This is a genomic window from Aquabacterium sp., from assembly GCF_044226965.1.
Lineage (GTDB): Bacteria > Pseudomonadota > Gammaproteobacteria > Burkholderiales > Burkholderiaceae_C > Pseudaquabacterium.
Genome location: NZ_JBGAGA010000084.1, coordinates 1 through 25,154, shown reverse-complemented (window position 1 = coordinate 25,154; position 25,154 = coordinate 1). Strand labels below are relative to the sequence as shown.

22 protein-coding genes are annotated in these 25,154 nt (G+C 69.2%); 4 read left to right on the top strand and 18 right to left on the bottom strand.

Annotated features, from left to right (window positions below):
- Window positions 1-392: Glu/Leu/Phe/Val dehydrogenase dimerization domain-containing protein (locus ACILR4_RS25410; RefSeq protein WP_395703694.1), on the bottom strand; the 392-nt coding region annotated here is incomplete at its 3' end.
- A gap of 206 nt (window positions 393-598) precedes the next feature.
- On the opposite strand from ACILR4_RS25410, the gene proC reads away from it, so the two are divergent.
- On the top strand, window positions 599-1,420 hold the full coding sequence (gene proC / locus ACILR4_RS25405) for a pyrroline-5-carboxylate reductase (protein ID WP_395703693.1): 822 nt from the start codon (window positions 599-601) through the stop codon (window positions 1,418-1,420).
- A 24-nt stretch (window positions 1,421-1,444) separates the two neighbouring features.
- Here the strand turns inward: proC and ubiA are convergent, their stop codons facing one another.
- Window positions 1,445-2,347: a 4-hydroxybenzoate octaprenyltransferase gene (gene ubiA, locus ACILR4_RS25400; protein ID WP_395703692.1), complete on the bottom strand. Its 903-nt coding sequence runs from the start codon at window positions 2,345-2,347 to the stop codon at window positions 1,445-1,447.
- A gap of 84 nt (window positions 2,348-2,431) precedes the next feature.
- Here ubiA and ACILR4_RS25395 point away from each other — a divergent pair, with 84 nt between their 5' ends.
- Entirely contained in the window at window positions 2,432-3,367 is a 936-nt protein-coding gene (locus ACILR4_RS25395; RefSeq protein WP_395703691.1) for a pseudouridine-5'-phosphate glycosidase, read from the top strand.
- An 81-nt stretch (window positions 3,368-3,448) separates the two neighbouring features.
- Here the strand turns inward: ACILR4_RS25395 and ACILR4_RS25390 are convergent, their stop codons facing one another.
- The 4 genes from ACILR4_RS25390 to ACILR4_RS25375 form a co-directional block, all read right to left on the bottom strand.
- Window positions 3,449-4,090 (bottom strand): hypothetical protein, encoded by a 642-nt coding sequence (locus ACILR4_RS25390; RefSeq protein ID WP_395703690.1) that lies wholly within the window; start codon window positions 4,088-4,090, stop codon window positions 3,449-3,451.
- Between the two features lie 258 nt (window positions 4,091-4,348).
- Window positions 4,349-5,266: a PoNe immunity protein domain-containing protein gene (locus ACILR4_RS25385; RefSeq protein WP_395703689.1), complete on the bottom strand. Its 918-nt coding sequence runs from the start codon at window positions 5,264-5,266 to the stop codon at window positions 4,349-4,351.
- Between the two features lie 89 nt (window positions 5,267-5,355).
- Entirely contained in the window at window positions 5,356-6,990 is a 1,635-nt protein-coding gene (locus ACILR4_RS25380) for a hypothetical protein (protein ID WP_395703688.1), read from the bottom strand.
- Window positions 6,987-10,049, bottom strand: coding sequence for a type VI secretion system Vgr family protein (locus ACILR4_RS25375; protein WP_395703687.1), 3,063 nt, complete (start codon window positions 10,047-10,049; stop codon window positions 6,987-6,989). Before ACILR4_RS25375 ends, ACILR4_RS25380 begins: the two co-directional genes overlap by 4 nt.
- 146 nt (window positions 10,050-10,195) lie before the next feature.
- Between ACILR4_RS25375 and ACILR4_RS25370 the strand changes: the two genes are divergently transcribed.
- Window positions 10,196-11,080, top strand: a complete 885-nt coding sequence (locus ACILR4_RS25370; protein ID WP_395703686.1) for a type VI secretion system ImpA family N-terminal domain-containing protein — start codon at window positions 10,196-10,198, stop codon at window positions 11,078-11,080.
- 30 nt (window positions 11,081-11,110) lie between these two features.
- Here ACILR4_RS25370 and ACILR4_RS25365 read toward each other — a convergent pair whose 3' ends face one another.
- The 6 genes from ACILR4_RS25365 to ACILR4_RS25340 form a co-directional block, all read right to left on the bottom strand.
- On the bottom strand, window positions 11,111-11,902 hold the full coding sequence (locus ACILR4_RS25365; RefSeq protein WP_395703685.1) for an OmpA family protein: 792 nt from the start codon (window positions 11,900-11,902) through the stop codon (window positions 11,111-11,113).
- Window positions 11,903-11,934: 32 nt separating this feature from the next.
- Window positions 11,935-12,927 (bottom strand): type VI secretion system-associated protein TagF, encoded by a 993-nt coding sequence (gene tagF, locus ACILR4_RS25360; protein WP_395703684.1) that lies wholly within the window; start codon window positions 12,925-12,927, stop codon window positions 11,935-11,937.
- The gene (gene tssM / locus ACILR4_RS25355; RefSeq protein WP_395703683.1) at window positions 12,924-16,829 is read right to left on the bottom strand and encodes a type VI secretion system membrane subunit TssM; all 3,906 of its coding nucleotides are present in this window, start codon (window positions 16,827-16,829) and stop codon (window positions 12,924-12,926) included. The genes tagF and tssM overlap by 4 nt, the downstream gene beginning before the upstream one ends.
- Before the next feature lie 52 nt (window positions 16,830-16,881).
- Window positions 16,882-18,417, bottom strand: coding sequence for a hypothetical protein (locus ACILR4_RS25350; RefSeq protein WP_395703682.1), 1,536 nt, complete (start codon window positions 18,415-18,417; stop codon window positions 16,882-16,884).
- 73 nt (window positions 18,418-18,490) lie between these two features.
- A complete protein-coding gene (locus ACILR4_RS25345; protein ID WP_395703681.1) occupies window positions 18,491-18,754 on the bottom strand; it encodes a PAAR domain-containing protein in 264 nt (87 codons plus the stop codon).
- A gap of 31 nt (window positions 18,755-18,785) precedes the next feature.
- Window positions 18,786-19,667 carry a M15 family metallopeptidase gene (locus ACILR4_RS25340; protein ID WP_395703680.1) on the bottom strand — a complete coding sequence of 294 codons (882 nt, stop codon included), beginning with the start codon at window positions 19,665-19,667 and terminating at the stop codon, window positions 18,786-18,788.
- A gap of 176 nt (window positions 19,668-19,843) precedes the next feature.
- Between ACILR4_RS25340 and ACILR4_RS25335 the strand changes: the two genes are divergently transcribed.
- Window positions 19,844-20,710: a hypothetical protein gene (locus ACILR4_RS25335; RefSeq protein ID WP_395703679.1), complete on the top strand. Its 867-nt coding sequence runs from the start codon at window positions 19,844-19,846 to the stop codon at window positions 20,708-20,710.
- 18 nt (window positions 20,711-20,728) lie between these two features.
- Here ACILR4_RS25335 and ACILR4_RS25330 read toward each other — a convergent pair whose 3' ends face one another.
- The 6 genes from ACILR4_RS25330 to ACILR4_RS25305 form a co-directional block, all read right to left on the bottom strand.
- The gene (locus ACILR4_RS25330) at window positions 20,729-21,550 is read right to left on the bottom strand and encodes a hypothetical protein (protein WP_395703678.1); all 822 of its coding nucleotides are present in this window, start codon (window positions 21,548-21,550) and stop codon (window positions 20,729-20,731) included.
- Between the two features lie 95 nt (window positions 21,551-21,645).
- Window positions 21,646-21,870 (bottom strand): hypothetical protein, encoded by a 225-nt coding sequence (locus tag ACILR4_RS25325; RefSeq protein ID WP_395703677.1) that lies wholly within the window; start codon window positions 21,868-21,870, stop codon window positions 21,646-21,648.
- A gap of 2 nt (window positions 21,871-21,872) precedes the next feature.
- Complete coding sequence (locus tag ACILR4_RS25320) at window positions 21,873-22,535, bottom strand: GAD-like domain-containing protein (protein WP_395703676.1); 663 nt, start codon at window positions 22,533-22,535, stop codon at window positions 21,873-21,875.
- Between the two features lie 22 nt (window positions 22,536-22,557).
- Window positions 22,558-23,238 carry a GAD-like domain-containing protein gene (locus tag ACILR4_RS25315; RefSeq protein WP_395703675.1) on the bottom strand — a complete coding sequence of 227 codons (681 nt, stop codon included), beginning with the start codon at window positions 23,236-23,238 and terminating at the stop codon, window positions 22,558-22,560.
- 505 nt (window positions 23,239-23,743) lie between these two features.
- Window positions 23,744-24,166 (bottom strand): hypothetical protein, encoded by a 423-nt coding sequence (locus tag ACILR4_RS25310; RefSeq protein WP_395703674.1) that lies wholly within the window; start codon window positions 24,164-24,166, stop codon window positions 23,744-23,746.
- A gap of 7 nt (window positions 24,167-24,173) precedes the next feature.
- Window positions 24,174-25,154, bottom strand: a 981-nt coding sequence (locus ACILR4_RS25305; RefSeq protein ID WP_395703673.1) for an EndoU domain-containing protein, incomplete at its 5' end; no start/stop codon positions are given.

Below are 25,154 nucleotides of genomic sequence, written 5' to 3'. Positions count from 1 at the left end.
GTCAGGCGCTCCAGCTCCTTGATCGAGAGCTTCTTCGGGTCGACACGGATGCCGCCCTTGGCGCCGCCGTAGGGCAGGTTCACCGCGGCGTTCTTGATGCTCATCCAGGCCGACAGGGCCATCACCTCTTCGAGCGTGACGTCCGGGTGGTAGCGCACGCCGCCCTTGCCCGGCCCGCGCGACAGGCTGTGCTGCACGCGGAAGCCTTCGTGGTGGGCGATGCTGCCGTCGTCCAGCTCGATCGGCACGTCGACGATCAGCGCGCGCTTCGGCCGCTTCAGCGATTCAGCCCAGCGCGACAGCGAGCCGAGGTAGGGAATCACGCGGTCGACTTGCGACAGGTAGGTGCCCCAGGGGCTGTCTGCGGTGGGGGTGACGTACGAGAGGGTCATGGTGGTCCTGTGGAGGAAGGTGCTGTGCGGCCGCGCTCGGCAACCAGCCTCGTGGGCCAGGCGCCCGACAGCCGCTGGGCGCGCAATGTAGGCGCGCCGCACCGGCTTGTGGGGCGCTATGCATTTCTTGCATGGGCGCCGCGAAGGTGGGTATGACGCGTTGCGCCGCCGGGGCTTGCGCCGGAGCCGGTCGATACACTGCCGCGATGGATACCTCCTCGACCCGGATCAGCTTCATCGGCGGCGGCAACATGGCCAGCGCCTTGATCGGCGGCCTGCTGAAGGCCGGCCGCGCGCCGCAGGACATCCTGGTCGTCGACCCCGGCGAGGCGCAACGTGCCAGCCTGCAATCGCGCTTCGGCGTGCGCACGCAGGGCGCGGCCGATGCCGCGCTGGCCGGCAGCGCGCTGGTGGTGTGGGCGGTGAAGCCGCAGCTGTTCAACGAGGCGGCCGCACCCTGCGCGGCCCATGTGGGCGGCGCACTGCAGCTCAGCGTGATGGCCGGCATCCGCAGCAGCGCGATCGCGCGCGCCACCGGCGCGACGCGCATCGTGCGCAGCATGCCCAACACGCCGGCGCTGATCGGCCGCGGCATCGCCGGGCTGTTCGCCACCGCGGCGGTGCGGGCCGAAGACCGTGCGCTGGTCGAGCAGGTGCTCGCGCCCACCGGCCAGCGGTTGTGGGTGGCGCAGGAGGCCGACCTTGACGCCGTCACCGCGCTGTCGGGCTCGGGCCCGGCCTATGTCTTCTACTTCGTCGAGGCGATGATGCAGGCCGCCGTCGAGATGGGCCTGAGCCCCGAGCAGGGCAAGCAGCTCGCCCTGGCCACCTTCGACGGCGCGGCGGCCCTCGCCGCGCAGTCCGACGAGCCGCCCGCGGTGCTGCGCGAGCGCGTCACTTCCAAGGGCGGCACCACCTACGCCGCGCTGCAATCGATGCAGGCCGATGGTGTGGGGCCGGCGCTGGTGAAGGCGGTGCGCGCGGCGCAGCGCCGCGCCGCAGAGCTGGGCGACGAGTTCGGCGGCTGAGCGCCGCGCTCGTGCCGCGGCGGTTCAGCGCAGCGCGTAGTCCAGCGCAATGCCGCCGAACACGCTGGCGCCCAGCCAGTGGTTCAGCCGGAAGGCCTTGAAGCAGCCGGCGCGCGAGCGGTCGCGGATCAGCGTGAAGTGCCACAGCGCCTGCGCTGCGCCCAGCGCGATGCCCAGCCACGCGAAGTGGCCCGCGCCCAGGCTGTGCGTCAGCGCGCCCCAACTGGCCAGGTACACGGCATAGAACAGCATCACGCCGGCCACGTCGAAGCGGCCGAGCGTGATCGCCGAGGTGCGGATGCCGATCTTCAGGTCGTCGTTGCGGTCGACCATCGCGTACTCGGTGTCGTAGGCCAGCACCCAGAACAGGTTGCCCAGCAGCAGCCACCAGGCCTGCGGCGGCACCGCGGCACCCACCGCGGCCAGCGACCATTCCCGCGCACCCTGCACCGCGGCAAACGCCATCGGGATGCCGAAGCTGAAGGCAATGCCCAGCACCGCCTGCGGCATCGACACAAAGCGCTTGGCATAGGGGTACAGCAGCGTGATCGCCAAGGCCGCGAACGACAGCAGGATCGTCGGCGGATTGGTCGTCAGCACCAGCAGGAAGGCGGCGAAGGCCAGCACCGCGCCCACCGCCAGAGCCTCCTGCACGGGCACCTTGCCGCTGGTCACCGGGCGCTGCGCGGTGCGCTCGACATGGCGGTCGAACGCGCGGTCGGCCACGTCGTTGATGCAGCAGCCGGCACTGCGCATCAGCACCGTGCCGGCGATGAAGACGCTCAGCAGGTGCCAGCCCGGGAAGCCATCGTCGGCGATCCACAGCGCGGCCAGCGTCGGCCACAGCAGCAGCAGCCAGCCCGCGGGCCGGCTCCAACGGATCAGGTCCAGGTACAGCGGCAGGCGCTCGGAGAAGCGGTAGGACATCGGGCCGGGATTGTGGCACCCGGGCTGTGCCGCGCCGGGCTGGCGCCCGCTTGTTGATAAGCTCGCCAGAACCCTGGAGCCCCGATGAACCCGCTGCTCGACCTGCATCCCGAGGTGGCCGCCGCACTGGCCGACGGCCGGCCTGTGGTGGCACTGGAATCGACCATCATCTCGCACGGCATGCCCTGGCCGCAGAACCTGGAGACCGCGCTGGCGGTGGAGGACGAAGTGCGGCGCCACGGGGCGGTGCCGGCCACCATCGCGGTGATCGGCGGCCGGCTGCAGGCGGGCTTGACGCAGGCACAGATCGAGCAGCTCGGCCGCGGTGGCAGCGCGGTGGCCAAGGTCAGCCGTCGCGACCTGCCCTACCTCGTGATGCGAGCGGCCACTGGCGCCACCACGGTGGCCGCGACGATGATCGTCGCCGCGCTTGCCGGCATCCGGGTGTTTGCCACCGGGGGCATTGGGGGCGTGCACCGCGGGGCCGAGGCCAGCTTCGACATCTCGGCCGACCTGCAGGAACTGGCGCGCACCCCGGTGGCGGTGGTGTGCGCCGGCGCCAAGTCCATCCTCGACCTCGGGCTGACGCTGGAGTACCTGGAGACCCACGGCGTGCCGGTGATCGGCTACCGCACCGACGAACTGCCGGCCTTCTTCAGCCGCGACAGCGGCTTCGCACTCGAGCAGCGCATCGACGAGCCGGCCGACATCGCACGGCTGCTGCATGCCAAGTGGACGCTGGGCCTGGGCGGCGGTGTGGTGATCGCCAACCCGATCCCGCCCGAGCATGCGCTGCCGCGCGAGCGCATCGATGCGGCGATTGCCGCGGCGCTGGCCGATGCGCAGCGCCAGGGTGTGCAGGGCAAGGCGGTCACGCCCTTCCTGCTGGCGCGGGTGAACGAGCTGACCGGCGGCCACAGCCTGGCAAGCAACATCCAGCTGGTGCTGAACAACGCGCGCCTGGCCGCGGCGGTGGCCGCGTCTTTTGCAGACCATGCCCGACAGACCCGAGAGGCCTGATGGCCGCCCGCATCGCCGATGCCGCAGTCGACGCGCCGGTAGGCTCGGGTGCGGGGGGTGCGTCACCAGAGTTGAGAAAACCTACTTCGGTACGGTCAGTGTGCAGCTGATGCTGGCTGTGTTCGAGCCTGACGGCGTGGCCTCGGCAGAGAGCGTGCCGCCGCTGCTGAAACTCAACGCGAACGCCGCTGCGGACACTTCAATCTTCTTGGCGTACGCTGAGGTGTCCTGGGCCTTGATGGTGAATGCGATCAAGCCAGCGCTGCCGGTCTTGCTATAGAAGGAAAATGCGAAGGCCGGCGCCACCGCCACGCTGCTGCCTTGCGAACTCAAGGTCACCACCCCCGTCTCGCTGATCTCCAGCCGGCAACTCTTGCTGCTGTCGAACTTCTGCACGCCGTTCAGGTAACCCACCATGCATTTGTAGAACTCCGGCGAGCTGGATGCCGAAGCCTCCGGGCATTGCGCCAGGATGCTCGCGGTCAGTGGCCGGTCTTTGCCAGTGGCAGGCGCTTCAACAAACTGGGTGATCGGGCCCAGTGACTGAACATGCGTACCGAACACGCCACCCAAGCCATACACCCCGTCACCGATCACGGCCAGATAGATGCCTGTCTCCGGGTAGTACCGATAGGACCAGCCATCGAACGACTGCGTCGCCTGGTGGTTTGGGAACAGCTCCGCGTGGCTCGACTCGGCGAAGGCGAACAGCTTGTCCGCCAAGTTTGCCGAGTAGGCTTGTGCGCGACGCTGAGGGCCCGCACTGGCGTGCGCGGCAGGTGCCGCCGCAGACCCCAATGCCAGCAGCGCCGACGTAGCGGGCTCATGCCTGGGCTCACTCTCGCCACCACCACAGCCAGCCAAAGCGGCAAACGTCAACACTGCCCACAATGGGCGCTTTCTCATCTGCATGTCGTCCTCCCAGACGCTCTGTTGAAACCCCCGACGACCCACGCAGTGAAGCGGGTGATGGCCGCGCAGCTATCGATCGGCCTCCCATTGCCAGATCGTCAGCCCCCAGGCCCCGCCCAGCACCGGCATTTGCTCCCCCTGCTTGAAGCGCCGCCCCGAATCCGGCTGGGCCGGGCTGAACCACAGGCCTTCGCGCGGACAAGGCTGTCCCCCTTCGCAACGGGGGCCGCGTTCCTTCGAGCCAACCTTTGCAGCGGCGCGCAGCTTGCCCAGCGAGTCGTTCTGGCGCGCCCAGTCCACCAGATCCTTCGGGTACACCATGTGGTCCCGGAAGCCCTTCTGGACCAAGTGGCTGTCGTGCCAGGCGCACGCCTTCATCGCGGGATACCAAGACTTCAGAAATCTTTCGAGGTAGGTGACGGACTCCTCTTTCGACCTGGCCGTGTAGTAGGCATCGATCAAGGGATCGTAGGGCTCGACATGAAAGAACTCCCGGCTAATGAAGGGCTGTAAGACCGGTGAAAGCAACTCTTCGACCAGCATATCCGTGCCGCGGACGGACCGCAGCAGATCCGCCGCAATTCGAATCGATTCCCCTTTTCCGAGCAGGATCGCGATGCTCAGTACGGTAATGATCCGGTGAAAGTCCTCGAGGTACTCGAGATCGAGTGGCGTCGGGGCCAGATCGGTCTCAGGCACGTTTGAACCGACCGGGAATTCACTGGCCACCTGCATGTAGTACGGAAGGTAGTCCGAGTGCCACTTGCATAGCCAAGCGAAGGCGCCATCGAAGGTCTCAGATACTTCTTCGGCGGTTTCGCCGGCAGTGAACCGGAGACGTGTCAAGTCAAGCAAGTCGACAAAAATTCCGCGTTGCCCGATGGGGTTCAAACTTCCTTCTGACTGATGGACTGGGATGGCGGCACGCAGTGTCGCAATTGACTTTCGCGCCCAGTTTTCATTCAACCGGTAGGTGTCGAGCGTCAAAAAGCGTTGGCGCCGGCGCCTCCTGAATTCCGCAGACGTCATCGGGTCAGGCAGCAGCGACGGAGGGGCAGGTTGCCTTGGCGTCATCGCTAGGAACCCTTGCTTCCTTTGACACCCTTGGTCGGGGTGGCCGGGTCTCGACGCTGATCCCTTACTTGCTTGCGCGCCAGCTTGACTCTCGCAAGTCGATCAATGTCCTGCTTCATCCAGGTCTTTTGAGTCCCATGTTCTGAATGCGCTAGTGTTTCGCCAATAGGGACGCCCAGCTCCAGCTCGGAAAGCGCCTGAGCGTGAGGCACGGCACCGGCAGACTCAAACGTGACAAGCACGACTCTGCGATCACAGAGGCTAGCCCTAATCGCGACCTCGGCATGATCCGGAACTTTTTCGGCACTGACTCGATCTTGTACCCATTCCGGGGACATCTGGATCAACGTCTTTCCGTCACCCTCTTCCGCGGCGCTGGTCGACAACAAGAGATAGAGGATCTTGTCATCCAGAGACTTCAGCTCCTTCGGAGCCTTCTTCGCGGCGACTGCTTCGAGTACGACAAGACTGCCGCGTGCCTTGGCTTCCGTGACCGTGAAGGCACTGCCGTGCTGCCACACAGCATCGATGCCTTTGTACGGCACCTTGGGCAGGTCTTCAATGCTGAGATTCACAGGGCGCTTGTCGGCGTTGATCTTCGCGACGGACGCGCCGGTCGGGAATCGGTGCGACGAGTCGTGCGGAAAACTGCCGCCCAGGCGCTTCAGTTCATGGTAGTCAACCATGTGCTCCCCGACGAGGCCGGTGGCGATGTGCGCCATCGTGCCGAAGACCTGCCGAGTCCGCTGAACGGCTTTGTGTGAGCTCCCCGCTCCTCGACCGGTATCGACGGTGTCCTTGGCCTGCGTCTTGTGCCGCCCCTGCCGCGGCAGCTCGCCACCCTTCGGCGCGACCGCCGCAGCATTGTGCGCGTGATGCTGGTTCGAGCGCGCACCGGGTGTCGCCGACGCCGCAATGGCTCGCTCGCCGGCGTTCATCACGATGCGCGCGGCCTGCTCGCCGAGCAGGTCCTTCAGGAACATCTCGATCTCGGCGCTGGCGCGGTTCATCGTGTCATGGATGCCGCTGCGCATGTCCTTCATGCCGGGCAGCAGGCCGCGGGCCAGTTGCTGCACGCTGTCGGGGATGAGCCAGGCCTTCCAGCCGCTGGCGTTGGCGACGAAGTCGAGCAGCGCGATGCAGCTGTCCATCGCCAGGTTCACCTGCGCGATCGCCTGCTGGGTGCGGGCCGCCCACTTGCCCAGCAGCTCCTCGCGGATCCAGCGGATCGCGCCGCCCTGCTTCATGCCCAGCATGGCTTCGATGGCCTGCACGCCGCCATTGACGGCGCCCTTGGCCAGCCGGCGTTCGCGCCACAGGGGCTTGAAGACGGTCTTGAACACGCTGCCAATCTCAGGGATCGCGCCGATGGCCGCGAAGCCCAGGTTCACCACCTGGTCGGGCGTCGCGTTCTTGAAGCCGCCCTGGTGGTTGATCTTGTACAGGCAGGCCGCGATGTCGCGCACGTCCATCACCTGATCGAGGATGGGGATCAGCGAGATCAGGCCGCCGATGATCTCGGCGGGTGTGTTCGGATGGTCTTCGAAGTCGCCGAGGATCAGCGTGCGGAAGAAGCTCTCGACCTGCGAGCGGCGGCCAGTCTGGCTGCCGGGAGCGGTGGCGACGACGCTGCTCATGGATGTCTTCCCTCGCCGTCGTTCTCGTCGTCGGCGCCGACGTCGCGTGCCGCCTCGTGCGTGACCGCGTGTTCGAGGATCTCGCGGCCCATGGCCTGCACATCGGCCTGCTTGAAGCTGGCCGCATCGGGTGGCAGCGGCGGCGCCTGCCAGGCACGTGCATCCTCGCCGAAGTCCACGCGGTAGCGCCCTTTGGGTACGCCTGGAATGAGCTGGTGACCCGCGCCGTCCAGCGTGCCGGTGAACACCTCGCCGGATTCATAACTCACTTTGTACGTGGCTCCGTCCACTGGCGTCAGGTCGTCGTAGTGGAAGTGCAGCTCCAGATCGTTCGGCGGCTCCTTCACCGTGCCCTGCGGCAGCGCCGTCAATTCCGGGCTGCCGCCACCGGCCGGCATGAACTCATGCGTGCTCATCGGCGCGGAGTACAGCCCGGGCAGCGTGAAGGTGATGTCGCCGCCTTCGAGCACGATGGAGCTGTGCCCGTCGAACAGCTCAATGCGGTTGGGCGCGTCGATGTGGATCTCGTCGTCGACCGAGACGATGGTGATCTGCTGGTCGGCCAGGATCTGCAGCGTGTCGGCGTGCGCGCGCAGCGAGACCGGGCCATTGGCCGCAAAGGCCTGGATGCCACCCTCGTGCGCGTACAGGCTGGTGGTCTTGCCCGAGACGGATGAGTAGGTGTGCGCGGCGGTGAGTTGAACATCGCCGTGCGCGGTGAAACTCGCGTCCTGGCCCGCGCTGGCGGCGATCTGCGCCGCGGTGGCCAGCACCGCGGCGGCCGCGCTGTCGGCCACGACCACCGGGTCGGCAAACGCATGCACCGGGTCGGTCGTCGCGCGGGCCTCGTCCTGCTGCAGCGCGGGCTGGCCGCCCACCGTGCCTTCGTGCTTGCCGCGCTGCTGCGGGTCGATGGTGTCGGCGAGCTTGTGCAGTGCCTGGGCCTGGTCGTGGCTGGACAGCCCGTGCGCCTGGCCATGGCGCGCGGCCTGCGTGAGCTGGGTGCCGAGCTCGCGTGCGGCCATGAGCTTGGCCAAGGCCTCGTCGGCATCCATCTGCGTGGACTGCGCCGAGCCGTAGCTGCCCGCGCGTGCGGCGCTGGTCAGCAGCAGCCCCTTGGCGCCGCGCAGGCTGGCCCAGGCCTGGGTCGCGAGCTCGAAGCCCGAACCGCGCCAGGCGCCGCGCTGGGCGGCGCTGTCGCTCTGCTGGATCAGGTGGCCCAGGCCGACCTCGGCCAGGCTGTAGCTGCACAGCAGGCGCATGCGCAACTGGCCGGTGGCATCGTCGAGCACCCACTGGTTGAAACCCGCGCTGTCCAGGCTGTGGCTGTGCAGGCCGGAGATCACGCCGGGGTGGTTGACCCCGGCGTCGATGCCGGCGGAGAACGGCGGGCGATCCTGGCCGTTGTACAGGCTGCCGATCACCAGCGGGCGGTCGATGTCGCCTTCGATGAACTGCACGGCCGCTTCGGTGCCGATGCGGGGGGTGAAGAGCGCGCCCCAGTTCGCACCTGCTGCGGGCGAGGCCACGCGCACCCAGGTGCCGGAGGTCTCGTTGCCCGGGGCATTGCCCTGCACGTCTGGCGAGCCGGGGTCATGGCCCAGGCCGCCGGCCAGTGGCCGCTCGCCGCGCTGCCACGGGAATTGGATCTTGATGCGGTGGTCGCGATCGGTGCTCAGCGCCTCGCCGTCCAGGCCGACGACCAGCGCCGTCTGCAGGCCCGGCGCGGTGGGCTTGCGCTGGAACCGGGGCACCACCACCGCGGCGGCCGGCGCGGCATGGAAGTGGTTGCGGTAGGTGCCGTGCTCGAGCTCGGTGGCGTCGAGCAGTTGCGCGGCCTGGGCGCCCAGGTTGTTGGCCATGTGGTGCTCGACGGCCAGCAGCACGAAGGCGTTGTCGGCGCGCGCACGGCCGATCACTTCATCGACCAGGCCGTTGCTCGTGCCCGCGCCGTAGGCCGCATGGTCGATCAGGCTGAAGCGGCGTCCGGCGGCGAGGTGGCGAGCACTGCCCTGGCCTTCGAAGCGCTTGAAGTCGAGTTCCAGAGCGGCCAAGGCCAGTTCGGCGGCGCGCTCGGCATGCAGCGGGTGTTCGTAGCGGTAGGCGCCCGCGCCGTCGTAGACCTCCAGTTCGGGCAGCTCGCCAATGGGCAGGGCCGTGGCGGTCTCGGCCGTGGTGCCCGCCAGGTGCTTGTAGTTCCACGCGCCCAGCGTCACCGCATTGGCCTGCAGGCTGCGCCGCGCGGCGAACTGGGTGATGGCATCGCGCTGGCCGTCGAGCTGTGCGGTCGGGTGCTGCGCGGTGAAGCGGATGTCGCCGAGGTCCGGGCGCTGGTAGTGCCGGTCGGTGATCACCAGTGTGTGCAGCGCGCTGGTGGCCGTGGAGAGGTCGGCACCCGAGTTGTCGTGCTCGAAGTGATAACTCAGACCTTCCTCGGCCAGCAGGCGACTGACGAAGGCAAAGTCAGTCTCGCGGTACTGCACGCACAGGCTGCGGCGCCGCAGGGGCTCGGCCAGCTCGAAGCGGAAGTTGGCCTGCGGGTAGTCGGCGAAGGTGTCCTCGAGGATCTCGCGCAGGTCGCGGTCCTGGTGGATGAAGCAGTCGCGGCGCAGGTCCAGCAGGCTCAGCCACGGGCGCATCACCAGGCGGTAGCGCGCCAGGCCGCCGTCGGCACCGAGTTGCGCGGCCTCCAGGACATAGCCGTGCCAGGGCTTGTAGTCCCCGCCGGGCTGCAGCAGCCGCAGGCTCATCTGCTCGCCGATCAGGCGCTTCAACTCGAAGTAGGCCGAGGTGCTGATGCAGTCGGCCACCAGTTCGAAGGGCTGGCCGATGGCTTCGCGCAGCACCGCGCGTTCGGGGATCAAGGCCAGCGTGGGCAGCGCGGTGGCCATCTGCAGCAGGCGGCCGCGCTGTTCGATCAGCGGCGCGAAATCGAGGCGGCTGCCCAGTTCGCCGAGCAGGGTGGCGCCCAGTGCGCCCGAACTCAGCATGCCCAGTGGCTTGGCCGCGGCCGAAGCCAGCGTGCCGAGGATGCCGGACGACGGCCATCCGAGTGTCATGCCTCGTCTCTCCCTGCGCCATGTTCCCGAGGCGGCGGATTATCGAGTCGTGTCCTGGCCCCTCACCCCCCTAGACCAGGCAGTGCTGCTGTAACGGCTTGTTCGCTCCGCTTCGGCGTTAGCGACCGCGGGCAGAATTGCGGGCGATGGACCCCATTGAGGCATTGCTGCTGCCACTGGAAGGCGCTGGCGACGGCTGCGGCGAAGACCTGTCGTTCAGCGCCGAATTCGACACCATTGCCGAGCTGCGGCGCGAGGACGACCCCAGCCTGCCGCTGGGCGAGTGGAAGGAAAAGGGCAAGGAGCCGAAGACGGCCGACTGGCCCGCCACCCGCGCGCTGTGCGTGCAGTTGCTGAGCACGCGCAGCAAGGACCTGCGCCTGGTGGGCTGGCTGGCCGATGCCTGGGCGCGCGAGTGCGGCTTTGCCGGCCTGGCCGACGGCCTGCGGCTCGCTGCGGCGCTGGTGGACCGGCATTGGCCGGCCCTGCATCCGCTGCCCGATGGCGCAGACATGGAACAGCGCGTGGGCGCCTTGAGCTGGCTGCTAGGCCGGGTCGGCCCGCTGGTGCGCGCGTTGCGCGCGCAGGGCACGCCGCGCCGCGCCGAGGTGGAGACCGCGCTGCAGGCGCTGGTCCGGCTGCAGGCGGTGGTCGATGCGCAGCTGGGGGCCGATGGCCCGAGCTTTGCGCATGCTCGCGAGGCGCTGAAGGCGCTGCTGGCCGACCTGCCGCAGGACGCGGACGGGGCGGCGGCCGCGGCGGCTGATGCCGGTGGGCCAACGGCCGTCGCCGCCAGCGCCGCAGGCAGCGGCCCGCTGCAGACCCGCGCGCAGGCACTGCAGCAGCTGCGCCAGGTGGCCGACTTCTTCCGCCGCACCGAGCCGCACAGCCCGGTGGCCTACCTGGCCGAGAAGGCCGCGCGTTGGGGCGCGATGGACCTCGAGAGCTGGTTGCGCACGGTCGTCAAGGACAGCGGCTCGCTGGCGCACCTGGAGGAGCTGCTCGGCATCGAGCCGCCACGGCAGAGTTGAGGTCGCGGCGGCGGCCGCGTCACATCGACGCTAGGCCAGCACGCGAAACTCGATGCGCCGGTTGCGCGCGCGGCCGGCGACGGTGGCGTTGTCGGCCACCGGCCGGTCCGGCCCGACGCCCGAGGTGGCCAGCGCCGCGGCGGGAATGCCGCGTTGCACCAGGTAGGCCTTGACCGATTCGGCGCGCGCGGCCGAGAGCAGCAGGTTGCCCTGGCGCGAGCCCTCGGCATCGGTGTGGCCGACGATCTCGAAGTGGCGCCCGGCCAGCTGCTGCAGCACCGGCAGCAGCTCGTCGAGCACGCGCTGCCCCGCCGGGGTGAGTGTCGCGTTGCCGGTCTCGAACTCGACGATGCGGTTGGCCGTCGCCGCGTCCAGCACCTGCTGGCTGCTGGCGCCCACGCGCAGGTTGTCGCGCACCGTGTAGGTCGGGTTGTCCAGCCGCGTGGCCAACGTCTTGACCAGCTGCGTTTGCGTCTGCGCGCTGTCCACCTGGCCGGCGATGTCGACCACGTTGCCTTCGACCTTCAGCTGGCCCTGCGACACGCGCTTCAAGTCGGTGGTCAGCAGCTTCTGCACCTGCTGGCTCCAGTTCGGCGGCGCGGCCAGCGGGCCGACGCCGAGCTGGTCGATCACACGATCGGCGCCATAGACCTCACGCACCCGGGCCAGGATGGCGGCACGGGTGGCCTCGTCCGGCACGGTGCCGGAGACCACCACCTTGGGCAGCGCGGGGGCGGCCGCGGCTGGCGCAGGCTGCTGGGCCGCTGCCGTGCCGGTCCACAGCAGCGCAGCGACCAGGGTCGCGCCGCGAAGTCGGCGCACCGGCGCGTTCAAGCTCGTCCTGACAACCACGTTCACTCTCCGAGAAAGGCTTCGTTGAAGGTGCTGCGCGCCTGCGCCAGCGACAGCTGCGGCTGCTGCAGGTAGCTGCCGAGCTTGCGCACCGCGTAGTCGTGGTGGTCGGCCGAGTCGTCGACCCATTCGGGCGCGTGCAGGTCGATGAACTGTTCGCCGGCCACCAGCGGGTCGAGCAGCGCATGCAGCAGCGCGGGCGCGTCGCCCGAGAAGCCGATCGCCAGGCTCGGCGGCCGGCCGCTGCCGGGCTGCGGCAGGAACAGCGCCACTTCGAAGTCGCCGCGGATCAGGAAGCGCGCGGCCAGGTCCAGCCACAGGGCGGCGACCAGGGCTTGCTGCTGCGCATCGGCCGGCAGCGGCAGGCGCAGGCCCTTGTCGAGGCGCTCGACGCCGCTGGCCGGCACCGGCTGCAGCAGCAGGCCGAGCCCCAGCAGCGTGCGCCGCAGGTCGACCATCGGGTCGGCGGCGCCCAGCAGCGCCTGCAGCGAGCCGACGGTCTGCAGCTCGAGGAAGTCCTGGAAGCCGGCCTCGTGGGCCTGGGGATCGATGTCGACCTCGGGCCGCAGCTGGCCCAGCCGGTTCAGCGAGGGCACCACGTCGCTGGCCTGGTGCGCGGCCTCGGTGGCCTGCGTCAGCTGGCCCCACAGCGGCGCCAGCGCCAGCGGCGCGCGCTGCATGAAGGCCAGCGGGGCGGCCACCTCGAGCTGGCCGACCGCGACGAAGGGGAAGCGCCGGCCGGACGCATCGCTGCTGGCCAGCAGGTGACCGGCCACGATGGCACGGCTGCGCACGCCCAGGAAGGCGAAGCTGGCATGGGCGGCCTGGTCGTAGGTTTCCTTCCAGCGCGGGTCGCGGGCCAGCCGTTCGATGCCTTGCGACAACCACTCGTCCAGCCGCTGGGTCAGGCCATGGGCGTCGCCATTGCGCACGAAGTCGCCGCGCGCGGGCAGCTTGCCGAAGTACACCACCTCGGTTGCCTGGAGGCGGCTCATCGCAGGGCTCCGGAGGCGGCTTCGCGGCGCGCGGCCGTCGCCGTGGCAAGCCGCTCGTCGCTGCCCGCCACCGCCGCTGGCAGGCGCAGGCCGCGCAGGCCGGCGGTGGCGGTCACCGGGGCGGTGCTGGCATTCGCCGGTGCACTGGCACCGGGCTGTGAGATAACGCGCAACTGGATCGTCACCGTCTGCTGGCCCTGCGACCAGCTCAGTTCGTGGCTGCCGTCGGGCAGCTTGCGGCGCTCGGCGGTCTCGAACATGCGCTGCAGGCCGAAGCGGCCCGGCACGTTCAGCAGCTCGACCGTGCGGCCGTCCAGCGAGACGCCGGTGATGCGCGCGCCCGGCGTGCCGGTCGGGTTGGGCCAGACGAAGGGTGTCCACACCGCGGCGTTGTTGCGGTAGCGCAGCACCTGGCCGTCGATCTCGATCGTGTATTCGGTGAAGGCCGGCGCGCCCTGCGGCAGGATCTGGAAGCTGGTCTGCGCGGCAGCCACGGCGCTGGCGCCGCCGGCGCCCGCAGCACCGCCGCCACCGGCCGCGCCCGCCGCCGCCACGCCGTCGAGCGGCGCGACCCAGCTCGCGAACTGCGCGCTGAATTCGGGCCGCAGCCGCACGCCCATGTCCAGCCAGGTGCGCGGCACGATGCTGTCGCCGCGGCGCATCACCAGCGGGCCCAGCGCATCGTTGGCGTACTTCGCCACCGCGCCCTCGGGGCCGAAGACCTTGGCCACGTCCTGCGGCACGGCCTCGATCTTCGAGTTCGTGTCGAACGGGTACTTGCCGGCCAGCGTGCGCTGGAAGGGCTCGTGCACCTGGGCCACCCAGGCGCGGTTCAGCTCGGTCTCGGCCGGACCCACCAGCACCGCGTAGCTCTGCATCAGCGGGCGCAGCAGCAGCGGGCGCAATGTGGCGCGGGCCGAGTCGCTCATGCCGGTGAGCATCTGCTCTTCCACCAGCTTCACCGCGTCAGCCAGCTCGGAGCCGCTGGCGTCCAGGGTAGACGCCATCAGCTTGCGCGCGGCCGGCCCGGGGTCGCCCTGGGCCTTGATCTGGTTGAAGCGCGAGCGCACGTTGCCCAGCGCCTTCAGGTAGTCGTTGATCAGCGGTGCGCTGCCGCCGTCGCGCGGGGCCATCAGCTTGCCCAGCATCGCGAACTCGCGGCCGATGGGCCCCATCGCGACGCCCGGGTTCGGTCCGCTGACATCGACCTTGACCTCCACGCGCGAAGGCGCCTGGCGCAGGATGGACTGCTTGAACCATTCGATGAAGCCGCGCTGCACCTGGCCCAGGCGCTCGTTCAGCAGGGCCGGGTTGTCCCAGGAGGTCTGGTCGTACAAGGTGGCCAGCAGGCGCTTGATCGGCGAATCGGCCGGGTCGCCGAGCCGGTTCATGTGCTGCACCGCGTCCTCGAAGCTGCCGAACTCGGCCACCGCAATGCCTTGCATGAAACGCTGCCACTCGCGCACGTAGTCGGTCTTGTACAGCTCGGTCAGCGACTTGCGGATCTGGTCCGGGCTGCCTTCGAGCGTGAGGTCGTCGCGCGCGGCGGTCTGCAGTACCCAGTCGGTGCTCTGCAGCTCGCCGGCCGCGGCTTCCTTGAAGGCCTTCTCGATGTAGCCCTCCCAGGCCTCGCGCGTGAAGGTGCCGGCCACCACCTGGCTGCCGGCGATGCTCTGGCGCCCCTGCTCGCCGACGATGTTGGCCACCGTCACCTGCGGGAAGCGCGTCGCGGCGCGCGCCTTCACTTCGGCGTACACGCGTTCGCGCGCGGGCATGCCGCGCATCACGCGGCGCAGGTTGGCGCGGGTCTGGTCGACCAGGCTGAAGTTGTTGTCCAGCACCGGGAAGGCCGGGTCCTGCAGGCTGGCCATCGCGAACGAGATCATGGCCTCGGCGCGGCGCTTCATCTGTTCCACCGGCATGCTGCCACGCTGCGCGTCAAGCCAGCCGCGCCAGAAGCGCGCGATCTGGTCCTTCAGGTGGCCGGGTTCCATGCGCTGGCGCTCGGCCAGCATCAGGTAGGTCTTCAGCGCGTTGTAGGCCTCCTCCACGTCGCTGGCCGAGGCTTCGACATAACGCGAAGGCGCCCTGGCCATCGCGGCCGACGCCGCGCCGGCCGGTTGTGGCGCGGCCGCCAGCAACGGCGCACCTGACTCGGGCGGGCGCGACAGCGGCAGCAGCTGCGCGGCATTGGCATTCACCTCGCCGAGGTAGCCCTCGATCGCGCGCGCCACCGGCTGCAACATCACCTGGCGCAGGCCGGCGAAGTACTCCTGCCGCAGCTTCGCCTCGATGGCCTCGCCCTGGTACAGGCCGAAGCCCAGGCCAAACGGTCGCTGGTCATGCCAGGCGCCGAGCTGCTCGATGCGGTACTGCAGCACCTCCAGCGCTTCCAGGCGCGAGGCGAGGTCGACGCGTTCGGCCTGCAGCTTCACCGCCTTGGCCAGGTCGGCCTGCACGTCGGCCATCAGCTGGCGGTTGCCGAGCCAGGTCCAACTCCAGGCGGCCAGCAGCAGTGCCAACGCGGCCACCGCGGCGCCGAAGCCGAGGTTGCGCGCGCGCTGCTTGTGCCGGCTGGCGTACTGCCGCACCAGCTGCTTGTCGGCGAAGATCACGCGCTGGAACAAGTCCTTCAGGAAGAAGCCGTTGGCGGCGACGACGCGGGCGGTGTCGCGCTCGCGCCGCGCGCTCAGCGCGAACTGGCGCGCCACGTCCTCGCTGGCACGGCTGGTGGCCGCACCTTCCTGCACCGCGCTGGTGAAGTAGAAGCCGCGGAAGATCGGCTTGAACTGGTAGGGGTTGTCCTCGAACAGCGTGGCGACGAACGAGCGCAAGGCCGGCTTGGCGGCCGCGAACTCCAGCGGGAAGGTGAGCAACCCGGTGGGCAGGGCCTGGCCTCGCTGAAGCGACATGCGGGCCAGCGCGATTTCCTTGAGCCCGTCGCGCAGCTCGTCGAAGTGGCGGTCGAAGGCGGCCACCGCGTCGGTGCGGGACTCGCCTTCTGCGTTGCCAGGGCCGCTCACTTCGTAAGGCAGGGTCGCGCCCCACACGCGGTCGCGCTCGCCGCGGTCGAAGTCCTCGAAGAACTCGACGAAGCCCGAGATCAGGTCGGCCTTCGTGAACACCAGGTACAGCGGCGCGAAGACCTCGAGCTTCTCGGTCAGTTCCTGCACGCGCTGGCGCAGCCGCTTGGCCAGCTGGATCGCGGCCGCGGGCTTGCCCTGGGCCAGCTCGGCCACGCTGACGGCGATCAGGATGCCGTTGATCGGCGCCTTGGGCCGGTGCTTCTTCAGCAGGCCGAGGAAGCCGAGCCATTCGGCATGGTCTTCCTCGTGCACCGAGTAGCGGCCGGCGGTGTCCAGCAGGATACCCTCGCTGGTCATGAACCAGTCGCAGTTGCGCGTGCCGCCGATGCCCTGGATCACCGCGGACTCGGCCTTGCCGCCGTCGGCCGCGAGCGGGAAGTTCAGGCCCGACTTCAGCACCGCGGTGCTCTTGCCGGCGGCCGGGTTGCCGATCACGATGTACCAGGGCAGTTCGTACAGCGCGGCCGAGCCGGTGAGCTCGCCCAGGCGCGAGCTGCGGATCGTCTTCACCGCCTTCAGCAGGCGGTCGCGCACGGCCTCGGCCGGCACGCGGTCTTCGGCGCGGATGCGCAGCGTGGCCTGCTCGGCATCGTCCTCGATCGCCTGCTCCAGCGCCTTGGCGGCCTTCAGCGCGCGCCACTTGCGCACGCCCCAGACGACGCCCCACACCAGCAGCGCCAGGGCCAGGGCCAGGCCGGCGTAGACCAGCGCGACTTCGAGCTCTCGCGCGCCGATGAACAGGAAGGCGGCCAGCGCGGCGAGGCCCAGCACGCCCAGCACGCGGGCGTCGAGCAGGAAGGTCCAGAAGCGGGTCATCGGGCGGGTGTCGGTGGAAGGCAGGAATCGAATAACGTACAAAGCAAGCGCATCATGCCGCGGGTGCCGGTGCAGGCGTATCGGCCGCGCGCGCCAGCAGGGCCAGGCGGGACTGGCGATCGCCGAGCGACAGCGCGAGGCAGGGCCGGGCCTCGGCCTGCACGCGCGCGCCGGCGCAGGCCACCACCATCAGCGCGCCGGCCTCGCCATGGCCGGCCACGGCGCCGGTCATGCTCAGGTGCTCGGCGGGGTCGATCTGCGGCAGGGTCTTCAGCAGCGCGCCGAACAACTCGGTGGCGCGGGGGCTGTGGTTGTCGGCATCGGCCACCACGGCGGCCACCTCGGCCGCCGGCAGGCGGGCGGCGGCCAGGGCATGCTGCAGCGCCTCGTCCAGCACCTGGCTGCCGACGCTGCCGGGCGCTTCGATCGACTTGTCGCGCAGCCCCAGGGCCGGGCGGTGCAACAGCACCGGTGCGGGCAGCGTCTCGTCAGGCGCGGGCGGCCAGTGGGCCGGTGCCAGCACCAGCGCCGCGGCGGCCTCGCTGGGCATCAGGCCCTTGGGCTGCCTGCTGGCCGAGAACAGGCGGCGCTGCTGCTCGAGCCGGGCGATCGCTTCGTCGCTGAGCTCGCTGTGCGCGGCGGCGATCAGCAGCGGTGCCGGGCGGGGCGCGCGTTGCAGGTGCAACAGGCGGCGGTCGGCCTCGGCCCAGAGGCTGATGCCGCGGGGGTCGGTGTCACGCGCCTCGCCCTCGGGCAGCGGCAGCGCGCCGATCTGCCAGCGCGGCGCCGGCACGATGGCCGCCAGCGGCGGGCTGGCGAGCAAGGCGCGCACGGTGGCCGTGGCCAGGGCCTGCTCGGGCTCGCGCCACCAGGCCGGCCACGCCAGCAGCAGCGCCGGTGCCGCGGGCTGGCGTTCATCGTGGAACAGCGGCTGCCAGGGCTGCAGCGCCTGCACGGCGCGGGTCAGCGGACCGATCAGCGCGGCCAGCGCGCGCTGCACATGCTCGGCCGGCTCGATGGGCATGCGGCCCTCGGCGGGCTGCAGCAAGGGCGCCTGCAACTCGGCCAGCGTCGGCAGCGGCAGGTCGGCGATGCGCAGGCTCATCACCGGCAGGCCCTCGGCATTGCACAAGGTCTTGTCCAGGCCCGGCAGCGGCTGGCCGGCCTGGCCGGCAACCAACAGTGCGGCGGGGCTGTCGGCGCAGGCGCACAGCAGGCTCGCGCCGAGCAGCTGCACGCGGGTGTGGCGCAGGGCTTCCTCGTCACCCGCGGCAGCGGCTGGCGCGCCGGGCACGGGGCGGCTGGCCGATGCCGCTGCGGCGGCGGCCTGGCGCTCGGCTGCGCCCCGCCAGGCGCGGCGCAGCGCCAGCACGAAGCCGAACACCAGCAGCGGCAGCAGGCCCAGATAGATCGCCAAGTCAGCGGCCGTGACCTCGTGCCCGCTCGCCTGCCAGCGCCACAGCACGGCCAGCCAGACCGCACTGCACACGGCCACCAGCAGCGCCAGGCCGTGCAGCCAGGATCGCCGGGCCGGTGCGGCTACCGGGGCCGCCGGGGTCGCTGCGGTGGCCGCAGGGGCACTGCTCATCGCGCCGCGCTCATCAGGGAGCCGTCGCGCTGGTCGCGCGGCGGCGTGAGCGCTCTGCAGCGGCCACGCGCGCTCATAGGTGGTCGATGGTCGGGAACTGGCGATGCCGGATCACCGCGCCGCACTGCGTGACATCGCCGTTGCGGGCCACGGGCTGGCCGTCGATGATGCAGGTGGGATCGCCGGTGGCGATGGCGTTGACGCCGTGCACCGGGCAGGTCACCGCGTCGCCCAGGCGGGCGATCGGGATGCCGTAGTGATCGGTGGCCGGCGCGGCCGAGATCACGCGGCCGCCGTGGCTGTGGACGTCGCCCAGCAGGATGACGGGTCTTCCCATGCTTTCTCCCTGTCGATGTTGTGTGCGCGGGCTAGCGCGGCGCGGTGCCGGCAGCGGTGCCGGCAGCAGTGCGTGGAGGCAGCACGCCGGGGCGCCGGAGCTCGACATGGCCGAAGTCGGCCAGGCTGCTCCAGCCGCCACCCCACACGAGGCCGAGCGATGCTGCCAGTTCGCCATAGCGCTCGTAACCGGCTTTCGCCCACGGGTCGCGCTCGGAGATGACGATGCGCCCTTCGCGGAGGAAAGCAACGTCGGCCGCCAGCCCGTATTGGTGATAACTCTCGAAAGCGGCGGCCTGCGTGACCCCCGACCCCAGCTGTGCCAGCGCCTGCTGGCGTTCGGGGCTGCGGTAGCCTTCCAGCAGCACCGCGTCGTAGCCGTGCTGGTTCTTCAGCAGCTTGAACACCAGCAGCAGTCGGCGGCGGAATTCCGCATCCAGCAACTCCCATTGCCGGCTGGCGGTGCCGAGCATCGGCCGCAGCGCCTCGACCTCGCGGGCGCTGAACAGCTCGGGTGGCAACGGCGGGGGCGGCACCAGCTCTTCGCCTTGCAGCAGCGCGGCCACGTGCGCGTCGACCGCGCGGGAGGCGGTGTGGTCGAAGCCGTCCAGCCGCCACCAGCTGCGCAGTGCGAGCGCCAGGGCCGGCAGCAGCAGCAGGGCGCCGGTCGCGGCCAGCAGCGCGAGGCGATGGCGCTGCAGCGCGGCCCCGGCGTCGGCCAGCGTTGGCTGCAGTGGAAGGCGCATGCGGCGCATGCCGCGCAGGCGCGCACGCGACCAGGGGCGCGGCACTGTGCGGCCCCACGCCAACGCCTGAAGTACGCGTGCCTGGAAGCTGGTGCGCACCGACGGCAGAAAGCACCAGGCCAGCAGCGCGGTGGCGAACAGAAAATACAAAATGACACCAATGACCATCGGTCGCGGAGCAGCGGCATCCCACGGCCGCGGGCTTTGGACAGTAGCGTTTCGCGCCGGGTTCTGGCAGGCTTGCCGCCGCCCGTGAACCCGCTGCGAGAAAAGAGCGCGCATTGTCCCGTACCGATCCACCGCTGCAAGCCGCCGGCGCCGCAAGGCCCAGCTTGATAACACCCATGAAGACCGGAGGCGATCAAGCCGATGGGCTGCGCATGCTGCATGGTCTAGGGGTTGCGCCGGCGGCTGCCTCGCGTTCCACCCCCGCCTGGCGCCGGTGGCTGGCGGCAGCCACGCTGCTGGCGCTGGGTTTGGGGGTGTTTGCCTGGCGGCAACCGCTGTTGCAGTCCATCCCTAAGCCGGCATCCCTAGCTTCCAAGGTGGACGTCGCTGCCGCGACACCGATCCCGCCCATTGCGGCGGTCGAGCCGGCGCCCGAGGCATCGGCCGCCCCGTCGGCGATGATCGAACCCGGCGTGGCTGCATCTGCGGCTGCGGATGCGGCCGCGACGACAACAGCGGTCCCGGCGCCGGCGCCGGTCTTGCCGCCCCCTGGCGCGGCGCCGCGGCCAGAGCTGCAGTCGAAGCCGCGTGGCGCGCAGCGCAGTCCGGCGCATGCGGCGCGTCCTGCACATGAGGCCGGTCCTGCCCATGCAGCGCGTCAGTCCCATGCTGCGCGTCAGGCCGCCGCGGCCGCCCCGGCGGCGGGGTCACGGAAGCCGGCCGCGCCGGCGCCGTCGGTCCCCGAGCCCGGCCGCGATCCGGACGTTGACCTGGTGGCGGCCTTGATGGCGCATGTGGGCGGCGGGCCGGCGCAGGCGCCCGCGCATCCGGGGGGTACAGCTTCTGGCGCCCCCCAGCCCGCGGTCGGCGCACGGGCGGTTACGCGGGCTGCTGTCGATCAACGGGTGCAGCGCTGCAAGGCTTCGCATCCCGATGATCGCGAGGCCTCGCGCGCATGCCGGCGGCGCGTGTGCGAAGGGCTCTGGGGCCGCTTCCCGGCCTGCCCTGTGCGGCTGATGCCGCGCGCGGCGACGACGGCCTGAGCGCTTGAGCCGCCCGGCTCAGCGCTCGGCGTCGCCCGGCAGGCGCCAGCGGCCGGCCATGCTGGCCAGTCCGCCCAGCACCTGGGCATCGGCCTCGACCTCGTTCTCGTGTGCGCGGCGCTCGCCGTAGGTCACCGACAGCGTCGCCCGGCGCAGCGCCAGCGGGTAGGCCTGGTCGTCCGAGCCGGTGAAGAAGGTCAGCGTGCCGGTCTCGCGCAGCCGTTGCAGCGACTCCGCGTTCAGCGCCAGGCAAATCTCGAAGTGGCCGGCGTGGTACTCGCGGCGCATCAGCCGGCGCGTCTGGTAGGTCTCGAAGCGCACGTCGCCGGGGCTGACTTCCAGGGACTCGGTGTTGTCGACCACCACGCCCTGCACCTGCAGCGAGGCATGGCGCGGTGCACTGGCCGTGGCGCGCTGGCCGTCGAGCGCCAGCGTCGCGGTATGGGCACGGCCGGTCAGGCAGTCGATCTCGTCGCGCTGGAAGACCGTCAAGGTGTGCTGGCCCTCGCCCGAAGGGCCGCTGGTCAGCCGCTTGTAGTCGCCGACCTGGCGGCTGCTGGCCAGCGGCATGCCGCCCTGCCAGTCGTCGAAGGTCACCTTCATCACGGCACTGACGATGTCCTCGCGCCGCCAGCCCTGCGGCGGAGCGCCCAGCGTGCAATGGCCCACCATCAGGCCGACCGCCTCCGGCTTGGGCCATCCGCCCTCGATCTCGCCCGGCGCATCCACCACCACCGGCAGGGGCAGGGCGCGGTTGGCGAACGAAGGCAGCGCGTCAGGCACCGGCTTCGTCACCGGCGAGGCGGGCCGGGGCAGGCTGGAGGTCGGGGCGTTCAGCATGGTGCTACTCCTGGATGTCGCCGCTGCGGTTTCGCGCCTTAAGGTCTTTGGGGGCCGCATTAAGTCACTATGGGAAAGACGCCGTGGGAGGGCGTTTAGCGACTTGGGGTTTTCCCTTGGTGTGCGATGAGGGCGCGCGTGGCCCCGGCGGCCAGGTGGGCGTACTCGCAACCCACCAGCACCTTGCCCGCGAGCGCGACATGCGACAAGGTCAGCGCGCGCACGATGAGGTCGCGCTCGGCGGCTTGGGTGGTGCCTGCATGCGGGGCGGTCAACAGCACCGCGGTAGAGAACTTCGCCAGGATGGCTCGGAAGTTCATCGTCATCTCGTCTTTGCCAAGTCCTTCGTGATGTCGCGCATCAGTTGACGTTCGCCCAATTGCGCGAGCATGACCAGGTGCTCGACGCACTTCAGCTTGCGGAGGTTCCTCAGGTCCGCCTGACCACCTACGCCCAATGCGGGTTCGAACGCGTACATCTCATCGGCCGCTAGCCGCCCTAGTTTCTTCACAGCGCGGTCGAACAGAGGTCTGTCCAGAAGGTCCTTCTGATCCAGGCGGTCCTTGTCCATGGAGGCCAAGAAGGCATGAACCATGGCATCCGCCTGGCCAGCCTTCAATGCATCGGAGTCGTCAGCGGGAAACATCGTGCCCCACAGGCTTTTGATCGTTAGGCTCCGACCTGACTTCTCGCCCCACAGGAAGAGTTCGCCGAACGCACTGCGCGCAATCACGTAGTACGCGTCCTGTTCCATCAGCGGCGTGTCGCCAATCCAAGCCGCCAGAGCGGGCTCGTACTCATCGGGGTCCACCAACCAGAAGAGGCCCTGACCGTAGCCGCTCCAACCGTAGAGCTGCCAGTAGCTCAGCAATTGCTCCGGCAACCTGCCCCTGAATCTTTCGATGGTTGAGGCAGGAACCTGGTGGCTATCAATCGCCGGGCCGAAGCCTTCGTCCTTGTAGAAGTACCCGAAATACTTGTCCACGTGTCGCCGCCTGGCTTAACGGCTACATCAACCCCGCCTGCTTGGCATCCTGCACCACATCCCGCATCACCTGACGTTCACCCAGCTGCGCCAGCATGACGAGGTGTTCGACGCACTTGAGCTTCCGCATCGTAGCCAGATCGGCTCGGCCGCCTGCGGCCAAGGCGGGTTCGAAACCGTACATCTCGTCTGCTGCCAACGGGCCGAGCCTCTTCAGGGCCCTGTCGAACAGGGGCTTGTCGACGTGATCTTTCTGATCCAGATCGGACTTCTTCTGTCCGACGACAAAGGATTTGGCGAGTTGATCAGCCCTGCCGGCCCGAATTCGTTCGGAGTTGTCGCGGGGAAAGACCATGCCGCACAGTGACTTGATGATCCGGCTCGGGCCGGATCGAGTGCCCCACAGGAACAGCTCCCCGAAGGCGCTGCGGCCGATCACGTAGTACGCGTCCTGCTCCCTGAACGGCAGGTCGCCGATCCAGGCTTCGAGCGCCGGCTCGTACACGTCCGGGTCCACGAGCCAGAACAAGCCCTGGCCGTAGCCGCTCCAGCCGTACCGGCGCCAGTAGCTCAGCAACTGATCCGGCAGCTTGCTCTGGAACGTTGCCAGCGAGGCTTCAGGTACCGCCTGGCTGTGAACCGCCGGACCGAAGCCCTTGTCCTTGTAGAAGTACGCAAAGTCCTCGTCCATGTCCTGCGTCATCTGCAGCGCTCCAGCGGACGAGTCTCAGAGAGCCACGCTTACCGTCGCTGCAAAGTCAGGTTGCGATCGTACGAACTGGTGCCAGGTCGACAATGCGCGTTCGAACGACTCGAGCGAAAGCGTCTCTGCGCAAGTTTCGTCATAGAGCGAATAGACGCGGACGCGATCGATGCTGAGATCCGCAGCCCATGCGTCTCGCGACCAGTCACCGTGTTGGACATTGCCCCGCTTCACCGCGGCGAGTACACGGAGGCCTTCTTCTAGCCATGGGATAGAGGTCGATTGACCTTGTCCACCGTCGTCAATGAGCAAACCCTCCAGTGGGCTGACGCCATGGTTATCGCGGGAATCCGATCGGCATTCGGGTACCAGATGGCCTTCGCGCGAAGACCAAGAGAGAGTCAACATCATGTGCATCGCCAAAAGCCCTGGAAAGTCTTTTCGGGAGGTACGAAGCCCTCGACCCGGACACCGATGGACGTTGCGCCCCAGCAAGACAGCGGCTCTATGCGCTTTCCTCGGGCAATTCAATCTCGACAGTGGACTCAATGCTCTTCGGCATGTCGAGAAACTTGCGCCATCCGTCGAGTGCGAGCTGCCATAGCTGCAGTCCAATCCGCCCCGCGGGATTGCCGACCCAGTCATTGTTCACCACGATATCGCATTGAATGAAGTCCCGGCGAATGCTGAGCTCGACATCATCCGCGTCAAATAGATACTCCTCGAGCTCCCCCGACTTGACCCTCGCTATGGCGTCAGAAAGCCTATCGCAGGCTTGCGGATCGCGGGCAGCACTTCCGAGTGGGCTGGCCAGATATCGCTGATAGCGCTCGGCTTCCGGGCCGTCGGAAATGAGTTGCACCGGGTACAAGATATCTCCCGCAATGGGATGATGTCCGCCCGACAGGTAGCAGAACTTGAGCTTCACGGTAGCCTCATTCCTTGGGGGCACCCTGGTAGATCGGGTACACAGTTGTACGCGGTTGGAGATAACCCTCGACCCGTACCCCAGATGGCGTCACAGACATCCACTTGTCCTTGACGACGACCTTGTTGGGGGAGGAAAAGGCCGCCTCGACCTCGTCTCTGATGCGGGCTTCTGACCAGTCTTTGGGGAACATTGAGTTCCGTCCATTGTTGCTTGTCTTGGTCACCCACTCACCGGGCTTGCTTGGGTCAGGCATTTGCACCGTGGCTTGATAGACGCCCGTTGCATCGGCGGCAGTCTCCGTGCCTTCCAAGACCCGCACATCGCCCTTCACGAGGGAATGCCCTCCGGTGGGCTTTCCCTTCTTCGTGTAGTCCGCGCCCAGGATATGGCCGTAGTCAATGCCGGATTCCGGTCTGGGAACTGGCTCGCGTGGATTCTCCGGATGATGATTGGTCCCCGGCTTCGCGCCTTGCGGCCGTTGCGGCGCTGCGGTGCCCTCCGGCCGCCCCAGCGGATTGCTCGGCATCGCCGGCACGCGCTCGGGTCTGGGCTGCACCGGATGTGGGGTACCAGCCGGTACGCCAGCCAATGCCGGCCGCGGGTTGTGCGGCAGCGCTTCGGACAGCATCTGCTGCAGCCGTACGTCCAACTCGACCAGCGCGCGCGGAATGGCGCGCACCGCGCTCGTCTGCACCGCGTAGAACGCGCGCTCCAGCTCATCGAGCTTGCGCAGCACGTCGGCCAGCCAGTGGAAGGCATCGACCTTCAGCAGCTCGGCGCGCAGGCGGCGGATGACGCCGGTGATCCTGCCGATGAATTCGCCCGTGTAGCGCACGATCGGATCGGCGTACTTCGCGAACTGGATGTCGCGCAGCACCTTCAGGATGTCGCCCTTGACGAAGCGGCGCAGGAAGCCCACCACCTCGACCAGCACGTACGAGCCTTTCTTGATGAGCAGCAGGCACACCGCGCGCAGCACCGCACC